Annotated in this window: 11 protein-coding genes; 3 read left to right on the forward strand and 8 right to left on the reverse strand. The window is 69.6% G+C overall.

The features are described from left to right. The first annotated feature begins 54 nt into the window (after positions 1 to 54). Complete coding sequence (locus ACFCQI_RS03265) at positions 55 to 435, forward strand: VOC family protein (protein ID WP_395119949.1); 381 nt, start codon at positions 55 to 57, stop codon at positions 433 to 435. A gap of 12 nt (positions 436 to 447) precedes the next feature. Here ACFCQI_RS03265 and ACFCQI_RS03270 read toward each other — a convergent pair whose 3' ends face one another. The 7 genes from ACFCQI_RS03270 to lptF form a co-directional block, all read right to left on the reverse strand. Continuing rightward, complete coding sequence (locus tag ACFCQI_RS03270) at positions 448 to 1,470, reverse strand: LacI family DNA-binding transcriptional regulator (RefSeq protein ID WP_395119950.1); 1,023 nt, start codon at positions 1,468 to 1,470, stop codon at positions 448 to 450. Between the two features lie 189 nt (positions 1,471 to 1,659). Next, positions 1,660 to 3,081: a sugar porter family MFS transporter gene (locus ACFCQI_RS03275; protein ID WP_395119951.1), complete on the reverse strand. Its 1,422-nt coding sequence runs from the start codon at positions 3,079 to 3,081 to the stop codon at positions 1,660 to 1,662. Between the two features lie 262 nt (positions 3,082 to 3,343). Further along, a complete protein-coding gene (gene recQ, locus ACFCQI_RS03280; RefSeq protein ID WP_395119953.1) occupies positions 3,344 to 5,158 on the reverse strand; it encodes a DNA helicase RecQ in 1,815 nt (604 codons plus the stop codon). A gap of 140 nt (positions 5,159 to 5,298) precedes the next feature. Beyond that, positions 5,299 to 6,384, reverse strand: a complete 1,086-nt coding sequence (locus ACFCQI_RS03285) for a hypothetical protein (protein ID WP_395119954.1) — start codon at positions 6,382 to 6,384, stop codon at positions 5,299 to 5,301. Between the two features lie 41 nt (positions 6,385 to 6,425). Beyond that, complete coding sequence (gene ltaE / locus ACFCQI_RS03290) at positions 6,426 to 7,445, reverse strand: low-specificity L-threonine aldolase (RefSeq protein ID WP_395119955.1); 1,020 nt, start codon at positions 7,443 to 7,445, stop codon at positions 6,426 to 6,428. Positions 7,446 to 7,535: 90 nt separating this feature from the next. Then, on the reverse strand, positions 7,536 to 8,636 hold the full coding sequence (gene lptG / locus ACFCQI_RS03295; protein ID WP_395119956.1) for an LPS export ABC transporter permease LptG: 1,101 nt from the start codon (positions 8,634 to 8,636) through the stop codon (positions 7,536 to 7,538). Then, positions 8,636 to 9,745, reverse strand: a complete 1,110-nt coding sequence (gene lptF / locus ACFCQI_RS03300; RefSeq protein ID WP_395119957.1) for an LPS export ABC transporter permease LptF — start codon at positions 9,743 to 9,745, stop codon at positions 8,636 to 8,638. Before lptF ends, lptG begins: the two co-directional genes overlap by 1 nt. 263 nt (positions 9,746 to 10,008) lie before the next feature. Here lptF and ACFCQI_RS03305 point away from each other — a divergent pair, with 263 nt between their 5' ends. Together ACFCQI_RS03305 and ACFCQI_RS03310 are read left to right on the forward strand one after the other, a co-directional pair. Then, on the forward strand, positions 10,009 to 11,499 hold the full coding sequence (locus ACFCQI_RS03305; protein ID WP_395119958.1) for a leucyl aminopeptidase: 1,491 nt from the start codon (positions 10,009 to 10,011) through the stop codon (positions 11,497 to 11,499). A 93-nt stretch (positions 11,500 to 11,592) separates the two neighbouring features. After that, complete coding sequence (locus tag ACFCQI_RS03310) at positions 11,593 to 12,015, forward strand: DNA polymerase III subunit chi (RefSeq protein ID WP_395119959.1); 423 nt, start codon at positions 11,593 to 11,595, stop codon at positions 12,013 to 12,015. Between the two features lie 14 nt (positions 12,016 to 12,029). Here the strand turns inward: ACFCQI_RS03310 and ACFCQI_RS03315 are convergent, their stop codons facing one another. Continuing rightward, the gene (locus ACFCQI_RS03315) at positions 12,030 to 15,578 is read right to left on the reverse strand and encodes an ATP-binding protein (RefSeq protein ID WP_395119960.1); all 3,549 of its coding nucleotides are present in this window, start codon (positions 15,576 to 15,578) and stop codon (positions 12,030 to 12,032) included. Positions 15,579 to 15,608: the final 30 nt, after the last annotated feature.

The raw sequence follows: 15,608 nt of genomic DNA on the forward strand, positions 1-15,608 counted from the left end.
CAGCGCAACGGGCGCGCAAGGCTGACCGCCCTGCCGCCCGCGAAGGAGAACCCCATGCACCGCAGCCGCCTGTGCAGCCTCATGATCGACTGCCACGCCGACGACCTCGACGAAGCCGCCCGCTTCTGGTCGCAGGCACTGGGCCGCCCCATCAAGGAAGGCGCCGATCCCGCGCAGGAGAAATACGTCGGCCTGGTCACCCATGACGACGAGCCCGTCATCGAACTGCAGAAAGTCACCCACCCCAGCCGCGTGCATCTGGACATCGAGAGCGACGACATCGAGGCCGAAGTGCACCGGCTGGAAGTCCTCGGCGCGAGGAAGGTCGAAGCGATCCGCACCTGGGTGGTGATGGAAGCCCCCACCGGTCACCGCTTCTGCGTGGTGCGGCCGCAGCGCGGGGAGATGGGGGCGCATGCGAACGAGTGGCCGTGAGCGGCCGATGGCTCAGCGCAAGCTGGACTTGCGCACCATCAGCTTCACCGGCAGCACCTCGCTTTCCACCGATTCGCCGCGGATCAGGCCGAGCAGGCTGTCGACCAGGACCGCGCCGGCCTGGCCGGTGTCCTGCAGCACGGTGGTCAACGGCGGGTTGACGAAGCTGGCGGTGGCGATGTCGTCGAAGCCGGCCAGGGCGACGTCCTGCGGCACGCGCAGCCCGTGGTCGCTGAGCGCGCGCATGGCGCCGATCGCGATGAGGTCGCTGGCGGCGAACACGGCATCGAAGCCGGCTTCCTGCAGGATCAGCCGGCGCATGGCCTCGTAGCCGGAGTGTTCGGTGCTCTCGGCGTTCTCCTGCAGCGCGGGGTCGACCTCGACGCCGGCGGCGGTGAGTGCGTCGACGTAGCCGTTGTAACGGCCGAAGAACTCCGGGTAATGGCTGGAGGCGTCGCCGAGGAAGGCGATGCGCCGGCAGCCGCGTTCGAGCAGGTGCTCGGCCACCTGCCGCCCGCCGTAGACGTTGTCGCTGCCGAACGACACCCCGGGCTGGTCCGGCAGCACCGCGCCCCAGCGCACGAAGCGGGTGCCCTGCGCGACGAGCTTTTCCAGCTTGTCGCGGTAGGCGAGGTAGTCGCCGTAGCCGAGCAGGATCAGCCCATCGGCCTTCTTGCTGTCGGCGAAGTCGGCGTGCCAGTCGTCGGACAGCTGCTGGAACGAGATCAGCAGGTCGTGGCCCTGCAGGGCGCAGGCGCGGGTGATCGAGCCGAGCATCGACAGGAAGAACGGGTTGATGTGCGACTCGTCGGCAGTCGGGTCCTCGAAGAACAGCAGCGCCAGCGTGCCGGTATGCATCCGGCGCAGGTTCGAGGCGTTCTTGTCGAGCTTGTAGTTGAGCTGCTCGGCGGCGGCCTGCACGCGCCGCCGGGTTTCCTCATTGACCAGCGGGCTGCCGCACAGGGCGCGCGAGACCGTGGCCTGGGACACTCCGGCCAGGTGTGCAATGTCGATCGATGTGGCCTTGCCCTTCATCCGCGACCCGATCCGTCAGCATCTCGTTCAATCGCGCGCGATGAACCGTGGCCGGGCCATCGCCGTTGCCGCATCGTAGCTGCTTTGCGCGCCGCGCGTCGTAGACCGCCCGGCGCGCTTCCACGCCGAGGCAGGCGCTGGCCGGCGGCCGCGCGCCGGTACCGCCGCTGAAGCCGTGCTCCATGATCCTCATGCCTGCATGTCCTCCAGTTCCACGCCCTTGGTCTCGCGCACCGCGCGCAACACGAACACCAGCGACAGCACGGCGAACGCCGCGTACAGGCCGTAGGCAAAGGTCAGGCCCAGTTCGGCCAGTGCCGGGAAAGTGCTGGTGATGGCGAAATTGGCCAGCCACTGCGCGGAGGCGGCCACTGCCAGCGCGGTGGCACGGATGCGGTTGGGGAACATTTCGCCGAGCAACACCCACACCACCGGCCCCCAGCTCACGCCGAAGAACACCACGTAGGCGTTCGCCGCGACCAGCGCCACCATGCCGACCGCGCCGGGCAGGCTCAGTTCCGCGCCGCTGCCGACCGCCTGCGAGAAGCACCACGCCATCACGCCCAGGGTGATCGCCATGCCGGCCGAGCCGACCACCAGCAGCGGCTTGCGCCCGATCTTGTCGACCAGCGCGATCGCCACCAGCGTGACCAGCACGTTGACGATCGAGGTGACCACGGTGATGGTGAACGAGTCGGCCTCGCTGAAGCCCACCGAGTGCCACAGGGTGGCCGAGTAGTAGAAGATCACGTTGATGCCGACGAACTGCTGGAACACCGACAACGCGATGCCGATCCAGACCACCGGCAGCAAAGCCGTGCCCTTGCTGCACAGGTCGCGCAGGCGCGGCTTGTGTTCCGAGCGCAGGCTGGCCTCGATGTCGCCGAGTTTCTTGTCCAGCGCCGCGGTGCTGTGCATCGACAGCACCTTCTGCAGCACCACCCGCGCGTCGGCCAGGCGGCCCTTGGCCACCAGGTGGCGCGGCGACTCGGGCACGCCCAGCACCAGCAGGCCGTAGATCAGCGCGGGGGTGACCGCGGCGAGGAACATCCAGCGCCACGCAGGCATGCCCAGCCACAGCACCTCCGCCGCACCGCCGGCCGCACCGGCCAGCCATGCATCGCTCAGCAGCGCGGCGAAGATGCCCAGCACGATCGCCAATTGCTGCATCGAGCCGAGCCGCCCACGAATCCGCGCCGGCGCCACCTCGGCGATGTAGGTCGGCGCGATCACCGAAGCCACGCCCACGCCGATGCCGCCGACCAGCCGCCACAGGACCAGGTCCCACACCGCCATCGCCAGGCCCGAACCGGCGGCGGCAGCCACCAGCAGCACCGCGGCCACCTGCATCGTGCGCACGCGGCCGAAGCGGTTGGCCAGCATGCCGGCGTACCACGCCCCCAACGCCGAACCGAGCAGCGCGCAGGACACGGTGATGCCGATCTCGCCCGCATTCAGCCCGAAATGGGCGCGGATCGCGTCGACCGCGCCGTTGATCACCGCCGTGTCGAAACCGAACAGGAAGCCGCCCAGGGCGGCGGCAGCCGAGATCAGGATCACCCGCAGCGTGGCGTGCTGGCCCAGCCCATCTGTCGCGCTCGTCGAACTCATTGCCTTCCCCAGGTCATGACAGGTCGCCGTGCCCCCGATTCTGCGGTGCACGCATCGTGCTGTCCGGTTGAATACGTATGCAGCGCCGTCAGCCCGCCATCGCCTTGCCCCACGGGCCGGTAAACGATTACGGTCGTCCCGTGGTTGCAGTATGACAGCGCTGTCAAACACGTCCAGCATAACCCGCCCGTTTCACCCTGGGAACCACCCGGGATGACCGTCGGCGCGCGTACCGGACGCACGCCCGCATCCAGGCGCCGAATCACTGGGGAGTATTGATCACCGCGAGGAAATCGCGCCCATAGCGTTTGAGCTTGGACTCACCGACGCCGCTGATGGTGGCCAGTTCGTCCTCGTTGGCGGGCATCGCGCGCAGCATCGCCAGCAAGGTGGCGTCGTGGAACACCACGTAGGGCGGCACGCCCTGCTGCTTCGCCAGTTGCGTGCGCAGGGCACGCAGCGCGTCCCAGGTGGATTGCTCGTAGGCCTCGATGCCCAGGCTGCCGCTGGCCACCCGCCTGGCTTCACGCTTGCGCCGGCTGGCACGTTCGGGGCGGGCGTCCTCGCGCAGTTTCACCAGCCGCTCGCCGCCGAGCACGGCACGGCTGGCGGTGGTCAGGCGCAAGGTGCCGTAGCCCTCGGCGTCGGCCTCCAGCAGGCCGGCGGCGAGCAACTGGCGGAACACCGAGCGCCACTGTTTCTCGTCCATGTCGGCGCCAACGCCGAAGGTGCTCAGACGATGATGATCGAGACCGAGCACGCGCTCGGTCTCCTCGCCGCGCAGCACGTCGATGACGTGGCCGGAGCCGAAGCGCTGGCCGGTGCGGTACACCGCCGACAGGGCCTTCTGCGCCACCACGGTGGCGTCCCAGGTCTTCGGCGGCGCCACGCAGTTGTCGCAATGGCCGCAGGGGCCGGGATAGATTTCGCCGAACGCGCCCAGCAGCAGCTGGCGGCGGCAGTCGGTGGCCTCGGCGTAGGCGAGGAGCGATTCCAGCTTTTGCCGCTCGACGCGCTTGCGGTCGTCGGCCGATTCGGACTGCGCGATCATCTGGCTCATCGTCACCACGTCGGACAGGCCGTAGATCATCCACGCCTCGGCCGGCAAGCCATCGCGGCCGGCGCGGCCGGTTTCCTGGTAGTAGCCCTCGATGCTGCGCGGCAGGTCCAGGTGCGCCACGAAGCGCACGTCGGGCTTGTCGATGCCCATGCCGAACGCCACCGTGGCCACCATCACCACGCCGTCCTCGCGCAGGAAGCGCTGCTGATTCTTCGAGCGCGTGGCCGCGTCGAGGCCGGCGTGATACGGCAGCGCCTCGATGCCCGATTCGGCCAGCCATTGCGCGGTGTCGTCCACCTTGCGCCGACTGAGGCAGTAGACGATGCCGGACTCGCCCTCGTGCCCGAGCAGGAATTCCCCCAGCTGGCGCTTCGCGTTGTGGCGCAAGCCCACGCGATAGCCGATGTTCGGGCGATCGAAGCTGGAGATGAACTGACGGGCGTCCTGAAGCGCCAGCCGCTCGACGATCTCCTCGCGCGTGCGCGGGTCGGCGGTGGCGGTGAGCGCGATGCGCGGCACGGCGGGAAAGCGCTGCGGCAGGATCGCCAGCTCGCGATATTCGGGGCGGAAATCGTGGCCCCACTGCGACACGCAGTGCGCCTCGTCGATGGCGAACAACGCCACCTCGGTGCGTTCGAGCAGGTCGAGGAAGCGCGCCGTCAGCAGCCGCTCCGGCGCCACGTAGAGCAGGTTCAGTTGGCCGGCCAGCAGTTGCTTCTCCACCTCGCGCTGCGCGTCCGCGGCCAGGCTGGAGTTGAGATACGCCGCCGCCACGTCCGCCTCGCGCAAGGCGTCGACCTGGTCCTGCATCAGCGCGATCAGCGGCGACACCACGATCGCCGTGCCCTGCCGCAGCAGCGCGGGAATCTGGTAGCACAGCGACTTGCCGCCGCCGGTCGGCATCAGCACCAGCGCGTCGCCGCCCTCGCCCAGGTGCTCGACGATGGCTTGTTGCTGGCCCCGGAAACTGGGGTAGCCGAAGATGTTGCGCAGGATGTCGAGGGCGGCGGAATGCATTGGCCGAATGCTAGCAAATGGGGACGGCGGGGTCGGGCGCCGTCGGTGTAGGCCCGCAGCGCGCGCGGATGCCGGAAAGATCAAGCTGCGTTCGTGCGCCGTGGGTGTCGGCGTTTGCCGCACGGCCTGCGTCGCGAAGCTCACTCCATACCGCAGCCAACCCCGACGCAACTGACCGTGTTGAAGTCATACAGGGTCGAGTGACCGAGTTTGCCGGTGGGCCGCGGTACGCCCTTGGGCACGAAGAAGGTGGCCGAATTCGCGCCGTACAATCCGGCCGGCAAGGTGTACGCCTTCAGCACCACGTAGGCGCGGAACATCGAGGGCATGCGCGGTGCCGGGGCGCCGCCGGCAATCGGCGGGGCATCGACCGGAGCGTGCTGCCGGGCGCGCCGGGCAGCGATCCACGCCGCACCGTCGGAAGCGTCCGCTTCGCGCAGAAAACCGTCGCGCACGCCCTGCTCCAGCCCCGCCGGCCCGGCCAGCGAGCTGTTCGGCAAGCGGAACGCGGAGGCCGGCCTGGCGCTTCCATCGGTGACCAGCGCGCTGCCTGCCGGCAGCGGTGATCCGACCACCACCTCGCCGCCCTGGGCGGGATACAGCATGTCGACCGGACGGCCAAACATGCGGCGTGCGATCGGGTTGAGCTTGCCGGCATTTTTTGGCGCCACGTAGAAATATTCGCAGCCGCTCCTGTTGTCGTACGTACTTGTCCGCACCGGCACGTCGGCGGGCAGGCCGGTGATCTCCTGCCGGTGATAGCCGCTCACCAGCACCGCCAGAATGCGCGTGCCCGGCGTCCAGCCGACGCTCCACACGGTGGGTTCGTAGGCACCCAGCATCAGTACCACCGGCGCATCCGGCTGGTTGACCGCCACTCGCATGGCGGTGGCCTCGTGCCCACTCTGGTCGATCTGGAAATCCTGCCGACTGCCGCCGTAGGCACCGGCGGCGTAGACCCTGGTCGACGGCGGCAACTGCAGGCCGGTGAACGCGCAGCCCGCAGTGGCCGACGCGGCATCGGCAGCAAATGCGAATGGCTTGGTCGGCGCCGACACCGGCGCGGCAGGCTGCGGTGCCGGACCGCTCGCCACGATCGGCGTCCGCGCCGCAACGGAAGCGGTCGCCGCGGGCGCCTGCGCGAGGCCGGTCGAGGGGGCCTCGGGGAGACAACCGGTCATCGCCAGACAGGCCAGCGCGAGCAGCAGGGAATGCGTGTTGGTCACCGGAGAAATCCTTGTCGTGGTTGCGCGCGGACCGCTGGCGTTCAATGTGATTTGAAGAATGCCGCAAACGCCGCCGCCGTGCGCTCGATGCCGTCGTCGTCGACGTCCAGATGCGTCACCAGCCGCAAGGTCGGCAGGTAGCCGATGCTGATGCGGATGCCGGCCTCGCGCAGATGGACGTCCAGTTCGCGCAGGCGCGTGGCCGGCACGTCGACGAAGACCATGTTGGTGTGCTGACCGAGCAAGTCGATGCCGGCGATCTCGCGCAGGCGACCGGCGAGGTAGGCCGCGCGCCGGTGGTCGTCGGCCAGCCGCGCCACGTGATGATCCAGCGCGTGCATCCCCGCCGCGGCCAGCATGCCCGCCTGGCGCCAGCCGCCGCCACAGACCTTGCGCCAGCGGCGCGCCTTGTCGATCAGCGCATGCGAGCCGAGCAGCACCGAGCCCACCGGCGCGCCCAGACCCTTGGACAGGCAGATCGAGACGGTGTCGAAATGCCGCGCGAGATCGCGCGCCGGCACGCCGCAGGCCACCGCGGCGTTGAACAGCCGCGCGCCGTCCAGGTGCAGGCCGAGCCCGTGCGCGCGCGCCGTGTCGTGCGCGGCGCGCAGGTAATCCAGCGGCAGCGGCCGGCCATGCCAGGTGTTCTCCAGCGCCAGCAGGCGGGTGCGTGCGAAGTGCGGGTCGACCGGCTTGATCGCCGCCTCGATCCGCGCCAGCGGCAGGCTGCCGTCCTCGTCCTGCACGATCGGCTGCGGCTGGATCGAGCCCAGCACCGCCGCGCCGCCGCCCTCGAACTTGTAGGTGTGCGCATCCATGCCGACCAGGTACTCGTCGCCGCGCTCGCAGTGCGCCAGCAAGGCCAGCAGGTTGGACTGGGTGCCGCTGGGCACGAACAGTCCGGCATCGAAGCCGAGGTCGTCGGCCAGCCGCTGCTGCAGCGCGTTGACCATCGGGTCCTCGCCATAGACGTCGTCACCCACCGCCGCCGCCAGCATCGCCTCGCGCATCGCCGCCGTCGGCCGCGTCACCGTATCGCTGCGAAGATCAACGTCTTTCATTCCTCACCCCGAAGCATCACAGCCGCTCTCCCGAATCCCGAATCCCGAATGTACCGTCCCGAACTTGTCGAAGAACCGGATCCCGGCCCCTCACACCCTGCGCCTGAAATACAGCCAGGCAATGCACGCCAACAGCATCGCCGGCAGCAGGTTGGCGAGGAATGGCGGCAGGCCGTAGACGGTGCCGAAATTCACCATCGCCTGCTGCATGAAATACCAGCCGATCGCCAGCAACATGCCGATGAACAAGCGCTTGCCCAGGCCGCCGGAACGCAGCGTGCCGAACGCGAACGGCATCGCGCACAGCACCAGCACCAGCACGTTGAGCGGATACAGCGCGCGGCCCCAGAACGCCACCGCGTAGCTGCCCGGGCTCTCGCCGTTGCTCTCCAGGTAACTCATGTTGCGGCGCAGGTCGCGCATCGACAGGTATTGCGGTTGCACCACGGATTGCGCCAGCACCTGCGGATTGAGGCTCGACGGCCACGACTCGTTGGCGGTGGTGGTGGAATGCGTACCCTGCGCATCCAGCGTGGTGCTGCGCACGCCGTGCAGGATCCATTGGTGGCCGTCGTGCGTGGCGCTCTGCGCCAGGCGGAAGCGCTTGAGCTGACCGTCGGGCGTGAAGGTGAACACGCGCACGTCGCTCAGTTGCACCTCGCTGACCCCGTCGTGCTCCTTGAGCGAGGTGCCGCGTGCGTTGATGATGTCGTTGCCGTCGCGCGCCCACAACCCGCTGCCGTCGCCCAGGCCCAGGTTGCCCGAGCGCACGCGCAACTGCATCGCCTGCGCCTGCTGGTCGCCCCACGGCGCGACGGTTTCGCCCAGGATCACCACCCCCACGATCAGCACCGCCACCACGCCTGCCGCCGAGCCGGCGATGCGCAATCGCGACAGGCCGGCCGCGCGCAAGGCGGTGAGTTCGCCACTGCCGGCCAGGCCGCCGAGGCCGAGCAGGCCGCCGATCAGCGCGGCGTTGCCGAACATCTCGTAGGCGCGGCGCGGGAACGTCACCAGCACGTAGACCGTCGCATCGGTCACCGTGTAGCCGTGCTTGCCCACGTTGCCCAGCTGGCGCAGGAACTGGGTCACCGCATCGAAGCCGGTGAGCACCAGCCACACCGTCAGCAGCGAGCCGAGCACGCTGAGCGCCACCAGTCGATCCACCCGCTTGATGCTGAACATGCCCATCACGCGGCACTCGCCGCCGTGCGCACGCGCCGCGGGGAATACTGTTTCCACAGCAACCAGCCGGCCAGCCCCAGCGCGAGCAGGTGCAGGCCCCACAGCGGCGCCTGGCTGTGCCAGTGATCCTTGCCGATCTGCGCGCGCCCCAGCGCCAGCAGCAGGTAGTAGAGATAGAACGCCAGCATCGCCAGCAGCAGCCGGCCGTACTTCGGCTCGCGCGGACTCTGCCGCGCCAGCGGCAACGCCAGCAGCACCAGCACCAGGGTCAGCGGCGCCGCATTGCTGCGCCAGGCGAACTCGGCGCGATCCTCCGGATTGTCGGACTGGAACAGCGCCCAGCTGGTCTTGGAGTGCGCGGGATCCTCATCCTCGTCGGCCTGCACGCTGGACAGCGACGTGTCGTTCTGCCGGTACTGCATCTGGCGCCAATTGTCGGCACCCAGCGGGATGTCGTATTGCCAGCCATCCTTGAAGGCGATGAAACGGCCCTCGCCGTCGCTCTCCTGGTACAGCTGGCCGCTGGCCGCGCTGACCACTTTCAGGTGGGCCCCGCCTTCCTTGCTGTTGCGCTGGGTCGCGACGAAGGTGCGGCCCAGTCGCGTGCCGTCACGGCTCAGGCTGTCGACGAAGATGATGCCGCCCTGGGCGGGCAGGCTGGTGAAGCGCCCGGCGTCGAGGCCGGCGGCGATCACCGAACGGTTGGCCGCGGCCACCAGCGCATCGCTGGTGCGTACCGCCCACGGACCCAGCCACAACGCCACCACCAGGGTGATCGCCACCAGCACCGCGGCCAGCACCGCGACCGGACGCAGCAGGCCCGCCGGACCCATGCCGGAGGACGACAGCACGTGCATCTCGCTCTCGCGGTACATGCGGCCCAGCCCCATCAGCACGCCGATGAAACTCGCCAGCGGCATCAGGTTGGTCAGGCCGTCGAGCGTGCGCAGCCCCAGCACCTGAAACATCACGCTGGCCGGAAAGCTGCCGCTGGCCACCTGCTGCAACACCTTGGCGAACGCGCTGCCGGCCACGATCACCAGCAGGACCACCACGGTGGCGGCGACGGTCTGCGCCAGCTCACGCAGGAAGTAGCGGTCGAGGATGCTCAGCATGCGATAAACTTGATGGCTTGTGCGGTGACACCCCGGGAGCGTGGGCGGCAGAAACTTCCGAGGCGAAAAATGTGGATGCGCGAGGACGGGTTTTCGACGGTTCGCCGGCCCATGGTGGTTCCATGGGTCAAGAATCGGCGGAAATACGGACCGCGCAGCCGCTTTTGCAGCCCGGAAGATTTCTGCCGCCCACGCTCCCAGGGGCGGCGAACCGCAAGTCTAGCCTGTCCGGCCACGACCGGGCCCAAACGGGAACGCATCCGATGACTCTCCAGTTCAGCCTGACCAACACTGCCGCCACTGCCGTCGACAGCCCGTGCATCGTGGTCGGCGTGTACGAGCAGGCGGTGCTGGGCAACGCCACCGAAGCGGTGGATCGCGCCACCGGCGGGTTGATCCGCCAGCAACTCGAAAGCGGCGACATCAGCGGCAAGGCCGGCAGCACCAGCGTGCTGTTCGCCCCGCCCGGCATCGCCGCCAAACGCGTGATGGTGGTCGGCCTGGGTGCGCAGAAATCGTTCGACGGCGCGCGCTTCCAGAAGATCCACATCGAAGCCGCGCGTGCGCTCGGCCGGTTGCCGTTGAACGCGGCGGTGTCCTATCTCACCGACGTGGACGTACCCGGCCGCGACGCCGCCTGGCGCGTGCGCGTGGCGGCGCTGGCCAGCGATTTCGCCGCCTACCGCTACACCGCCACCTTCAAGCCGCGCGACAAGGCCAAGCCGGCGGAACTGGCCACGCTCGCCTTCGCCGCGGGCGACGAGGCACACGCCGCGCTGGAGCAGGCCACCGCCATTGCCGAAGGCGTGCGCTTCGCACGCGAGCTGGCCAACCTGCCGCCGAACATCTGCAACCCCGCCTACATCGCTGCCCAGGCCCAGGCCTTCGCCGACCTGCACGACAAGGTCAACTGCCAGGTGCTGGACGAAGCGCAGATGGCCGAGCTGGGTTTCGGCTCGCTGCTCGCCGTGGCGCGCGGCTCGGCCAACAAGCCGCGGCTGATCGCTCTGGAATACAAGGGCGGCGATCCGGACGACAAGCCGTATGCCCTGGTCGGCAAGGGCGTCACCTTCGACTCCGGCGGCCTCAGCCTCAAGCCCGGCCCCGGCATGGAGGACATGAAGTTCGACATGGGCGGCGCCGCCGGCGTGATGGGCGCGTTCGTGGCCGCGGTGAAGATGGGCCTGAAGCGCAACCTCGTGTGCGTGGTGCCGAGCGTGGAGAACATGCCCGGCGGCGACAGCTACCGCCCCAGCGACGTGCTCACCAGCCTCTCCGGCCTCACCATCGAGGTGCTCAATACCGACGCCGAAGGCCGGCTGATCCTGTGCGATGCGCTGACCTGGACGGCGAAGACCTACCAGCCGCACACCATCGTCGACGCCGCCACCCTCACCGGCGCCTGCGTGGTCGCCCTGGGCAAGCATGCCAGCGGCCTGATGAGCAAGCACGACGACCTCGCCGCCGAGCTGCTCGCCGCCGGCGAGGAAACCCTCGATCGCGCCTGGCGCCTGCCGCTGTGGGACGACTACCAGGTGCAACTGGAATCGGGTTTCGCCGACGTCGCCAACATCGGCGGCAAGACCGCCGGCGCGATCACCGCCGGCTGTTTCCTCTCGCGCTTCACCGACGGCCAGCGCTGGGCCCACCTCGACATCGCCGGCACCGCCTGGGAAGACGGCCGCAAGGGCCTCGCCACCGGCCGCCCGGTGGCGTTGCTGGCGCAGTGGCTGTTGAGCCAGAGCGAGAAGTGAGTGAAGAGAAGTGAGGAGTGAGAGGTGGCGGTTTGAGGCATCATGCCCTTGTCTTTCTCTCGTTTCTCACTCCTCTCCACTCACTCCTGCCTTATGCGCGCCGACTTCTACCTGATCGCCAACAAGCCACGCTTCATCGAGCAGCCGCTGCTGCTGGTGTGCGAGCTGGCGAAGAAGGCCTACGCGGCGCAGCAGCCGACGCTGATCCTGGCGCGCGACCACGAGCAGGCGCACGAAATCGACGAACTGCTGTGGGCGTTCGACGACGACGCGATGATCCCGCACCAGCTGGCCGGCGACGACGACGACGAATTCACCGCCGTGCTGATCGTGCCGCCCGGCGTCGACACTCCCGACCGCCCGCTGCTGATCAACCTGCGCGACCGCTGCCCCGACCAGCCGTGCGAACGGGTGCTCGAAGTGGTACCCGCCGACCCCGATGCCCGCGACGGCTCGCGCGAACGCTGGCGCGAGTACCAGCGGCGCGGTTTCGAACTACACAAGAGCGACCAGTAGGAGCCCGCTCGTCGTCAGGCCGGGGGCGCCTCGGCCGGCGTCGCCAGTGCACGCGCCAGTGCCGCCGCCAATTGCTCGCCGCTGACCGGCTTGCGCAGGAAGCCGTCCATGCCCGCTTCGCGGGCGCGCGCCTCGTCGCGGCCGCCGGAGCGGGCGGTGACCGCGATGATCGGCACGTGGCGGGCGTCACGTTCGCGCTGGCGGATCAGCCGTGCGATCTGGAAGCCGTCGACGCCGGGCAGGTCCAGGTCCAGCAGCACCGCGTCGAAACTCACGTGCGCCAGTTCGGACAGTGCGGCCAGCCCGTTGACCACGTGCACCACCGCGTGGCCCTCGCGCTCCAGCAGGCCCCGGATCACCACCGCCACGATGGTGTCGTCCTCCACCAGCAGCAAGCGGTAGCTGCGGGCGGCGCGGGTCGGCGTCGGCGCTTCGACCGGCGGCTCGGCCAGCGGCAGGCGCACGCGGAAGGTGCTGCCGTGGCCCACGCGCGATTCCAGCTCGATGCTGCCGCCCATCATGTCCACCAGCTCCCGGCAGATCGCCAGGCCCAGGCCGCTGCCCGCCGCACGCTGCGGGCCGTCGGCCTGCTCGAAGCGCTGGAACAAGCGCGCCTGGCTCGCCTCGGGAATGCCCGGCCCGGTGTCGCTGATGCCGAACTGCAAACCGTCGGCGGTGCGCTGCGCGCTCAGCGCGACGCTGCCGTGCTCGGTGAACTTCAAGGCATTGTTGGCCAGATTCAGCAGGATCTGCTTGATCCGCACCGCGTCGCCGAGCAGTTGTGCCGGCAGATCGTCGGCCAGTGCCAGCTCGAAGCGGATGCCCTTGGCGTGGGCCAGGCCCTGCTCCAGCTGCGCCACGTCCTCCAGCAACTGGCGCGGGCTGAACGGCGCCGGCTCCAGCTCCAGCCGGCCGGCCTCGATGCGGGCCAGGTCGAGCGCGTCGTTGAGCAGCTTCAGCAGCATGCCGCCGGAGCGTTGCATTGCCTGCGTGTAGTCGTGCTGCTGCCGGTTCAGCGGCGTGCTCAACAGCAGCTCGGCCATGCCCATCACGCCGGTCATCGGCGTGCGTATCTCATGGCTCAGGGTGGCCAGGAACTGCGTCTTCGCCGCGCTGGCCGCCTCGGCCATCTGCCGCTGCTGCTCGGCCAGCTGGATCTTGTGGCGCTGCGCCAGGCGACGGCGCCAGGCATGCAGGATCAGAGCCACCAGCGCCGCCACCAGCAGCACGTAGATGGCCCACGCCCACCAGCGCAGCCACGGCGGCGCCTCGACCTGGATGCGCAGCGGCGTGGCCAGGTGCACCCATCGGCCATTCGCGCCCGCGGCCATCACGTCGAGCGTGTAGTCGCCTGCGCCGAGGCCGCTGAAATCGCGCTCGCCGCGGCTGCCGGTGTCCACCCAGTCGCTGTCGAAGCCGTACAGCCGGAAACGGTAGCGGTTGGCAGCCGGCGCGACATAGGAGAACACCCGCGCCTCGATCGCAAGCTGGCTGTCGTGCCAGTCCATGTGCAGCGGCTGCGTGCCGATCGGCAGTACCTGGGTGGCGCCGCGGTGGCGCACCCTGGCCTGGGTGAGCGCCATCTGCGGCACGCTGGTCTGCCGGTTGCTCCGGTCCGGGTTGAACGCCACCACGCCGCCCAGGGTGGCGGCGTAGATGTAGCCGCTGGGCATCCGCGCGTAGCCGCGGAAGAACTCGCCGTTGGTCAGGCCATCCTGCAGGCCGAACGAACGGAACGTGCCGGTGTCCGGCTCGAACCGCCACAGGCCGTCGTGGCCGAAAACCCAGACCCGGCCGGCCGCATCGACGCGCAGGTCGGTGACGTTGACCGACGGCCAGCCATGCACCGCGTCGATCCGGCGATCGGCCACGATGCCGTCGCCGCCGCGGCGGTAGTGGACCAGCCCGTCGGCATTGGCCATCCACAGTCCGTCGGCGGTGAAATCGAAGGCGTCGACGGACTGCCCTGCCGGCCCGCCAGGCACCATCACGAAGCGGCCCCGGGTCGTGTCCAGCCACATCATGCCGCCGTCGCTGGCGTACCAGAAAATGCCGTCGTGCAGCGTCATCTGGCTGCCCCAGCGCACCTTGTCGCTGGAGCCGTCCATCGGCACCGGCTGGACCGCCAGCGTCTCCGGATCGATGCGGAACAGGCCCTGGCCGAAGGTGCGCGCATACATCTGGCCGTCCGGCCCGGACTCGACCTCCAGCGGCCGCTGCAGTATCGCGCCCGCCGGGTCGACCCGGTCGAGCCGCCCGTCGGTGTCGCGGTACAGCGCGCCCTGCACCACCACCCACAAGCGGTTGCTCGCGTCCTCGGTCATGCCGACCACGTCGCCGCGCAGTCCCGATATCGCGTGCTCGACCGCGCCGGTCACCGGATCGAGCCGGTCGACCCGGCCGCCGCGCTGGCCCACCCACACGTGGCGACCGTCCTTGCCGCGCGCCATGGTGGTGGCGATCGCGTCGCGCAGACTGGACGGATCGTCCGGCGTGTGGGTGAAGCGGCTGAAGCGGTTCCAGCCCGGCCCCAGGTACGCCACGCCGCCGTCGTACAGCGCCGCCCACATGCCGCCTTCGCGGTCGACCATCAGCTGCCATACCCAGGTACCGGGCAGGTTGCCGTAGAGCACCGGCTGGTCGGCCACCGCGGTCACCGGCCCGCCCGGGCGCGCCTGCAGGAACAGGCCCTTCTGCGTGCCGACCCACAGGCGGCCGGCAGCGTCGCGCACGCTGCTCATCACGTTGGTGGCGGGAATCACGCCGGCGCCGAAGCGGCGCGCCACGCCGTCGGCGCCGACGATCCACAGGCCGTCGGTGGCGGCAAGCCGCACCTCGTCGCCGCTGCCGTCGATCCGCCACGCGTCGATGGTCCGCTGCGGCTCGGCCGACGGTATGCGGCGGATCGCGCCGTCCGTCTCGCGCACGAATACGCCGTGGCTGCTGCCGATCCACAATCGGCCGCGCCCGTCCACATACAGTGCGGCAACGGTGCCGACCGCGGCTGGCGTGGCACCAAGCTGCGGATCGACCACGTGCTCGAAGCCGCGCTCGTCCGGGTGCATGCGGTCGAGCCCGCCGGCGCTACCTATCCACAAGCTGCCGTCCGGTGTTTGCGCGATGGCCCAGACCCGGTCGCTGGACAGGCTGGCCGGGTCGGCCTGATCGTGCCCCCAGTGGCGGAAGCTGCCGCTGGCCTCGTCGTAGCGGTTCAGGCCGGCGTTGAGGCCGGCGGCCCACAGGCGTCCGCGGCGATCGACCGTCAGCGTGGCAATGCCGTTGGCGTACAGCGAGCCCGGGTCGTTCTCCGCATGCCGGAACACCTTGAAGCCGACGCCGTCGAAACGCGCCAGGCCACCCTTGGTGCCGAACCAGATCGCGCCCTTGCGATCCTGCGCCACGGCGTAGACATTGGTGCTGGGCAAGCCGTCCGAGGTGTCGTAGCGGCGAAACTGCGGCGTCGGCAGCGGATCGGCCCGACTCGCGGCCGTCGGGATGGCCGGCATGCCCGCGACGGGCAGGGCCAGCCCGAGGGCCAGGGTCAGCAAGGCTGCCGAAAACATTCAGGTCGTCCCCTTCGGGCTTCCATGCCG

This window comes from Rhodanobacter sp. FW102-FHT14D06 (assembly GCF_043950705.1).
Taxonomy (GTDB): domain Bacteria; phylum Pseudomonadota; class Gammaproteobacteria; order Xanthomonadales; family Rhodanobacteraceae; genus Rhodanobacter.

Excerpts from the sequence above, each read along its gene's own strand:
- recQ (WP_395119953.1), bottom strand. The coding sequence starts at position 5,158 with ATGCATTCCGCCGCCCTCGACATCCTGCGCAACATCTTCGGCTACCCC.
- ACFCQI_RS03305 (WP_395119958.1), top strand. The coding sequence starts at position 10,009 with ATGACTCTCCAGTTCAGCCTGACCAACACTGCCGCCACTGCCGTCGAC.
- ltaE (WP_395119955.1), bottom strand. The coding sequence starts at position 7,445 with ATGAAAGACGTTGATCTTCGCAGCGATACGGTGACGCGGCCGACGGCG.
- lptG (WP_395119956.1), bottom strand. The coding sequence starts at position 8,636 with ATGGGCATGTTCAGCATCAAGCGGGTGGATCGACTGGTGGCGCTCAGC.
- ACFCQI_RS03275 (WP_395119951.1), bottom strand. The coding sequence starts at position 3,081 with ATGAGTTCGACGAGCGCGACAGATGGGCTGGGCCAGCACGCCACGCTG.
- lptF (WP_395119957.1), bottom strand. The coding sequence starts at position 9,745 with ATGCTGAGCATCCTCGACCGCTACTTCCTGCGTGAGCTGGCGCAGACC.
- ACFCQI_RS03315 (WP_395119960.1), bottom strand. The coding sequence starts at position 15,578 with ATGTTTTCGGCAGCCTTGCTGACCCTGGCCCTCGGGCTGGCCCTGCCC.
- ACFCQI_RS03265 (WP_395119949.1), top strand. The coding sequence starts at position 55 with ATGCACCGCAGCCGCCTGTGCAGCCTCATGATCGACTGCCACGCCGAC.
- ACFCQI_RS03270 (WP_395119950.1), bottom strand. The coding sequence starts at position 1,470 with ATGAAGGGCAAGGCCACATCGATCGACATTGCACACCTGGCCGGAGTG.
- ACFCQI_RS03310 (WP_395119959.1), top strand. The coding sequence starts at position 11,593 with ATGCGCGCCGACTTCTACCTGATCGCCAACAAGCCACGCTTCATCGAG.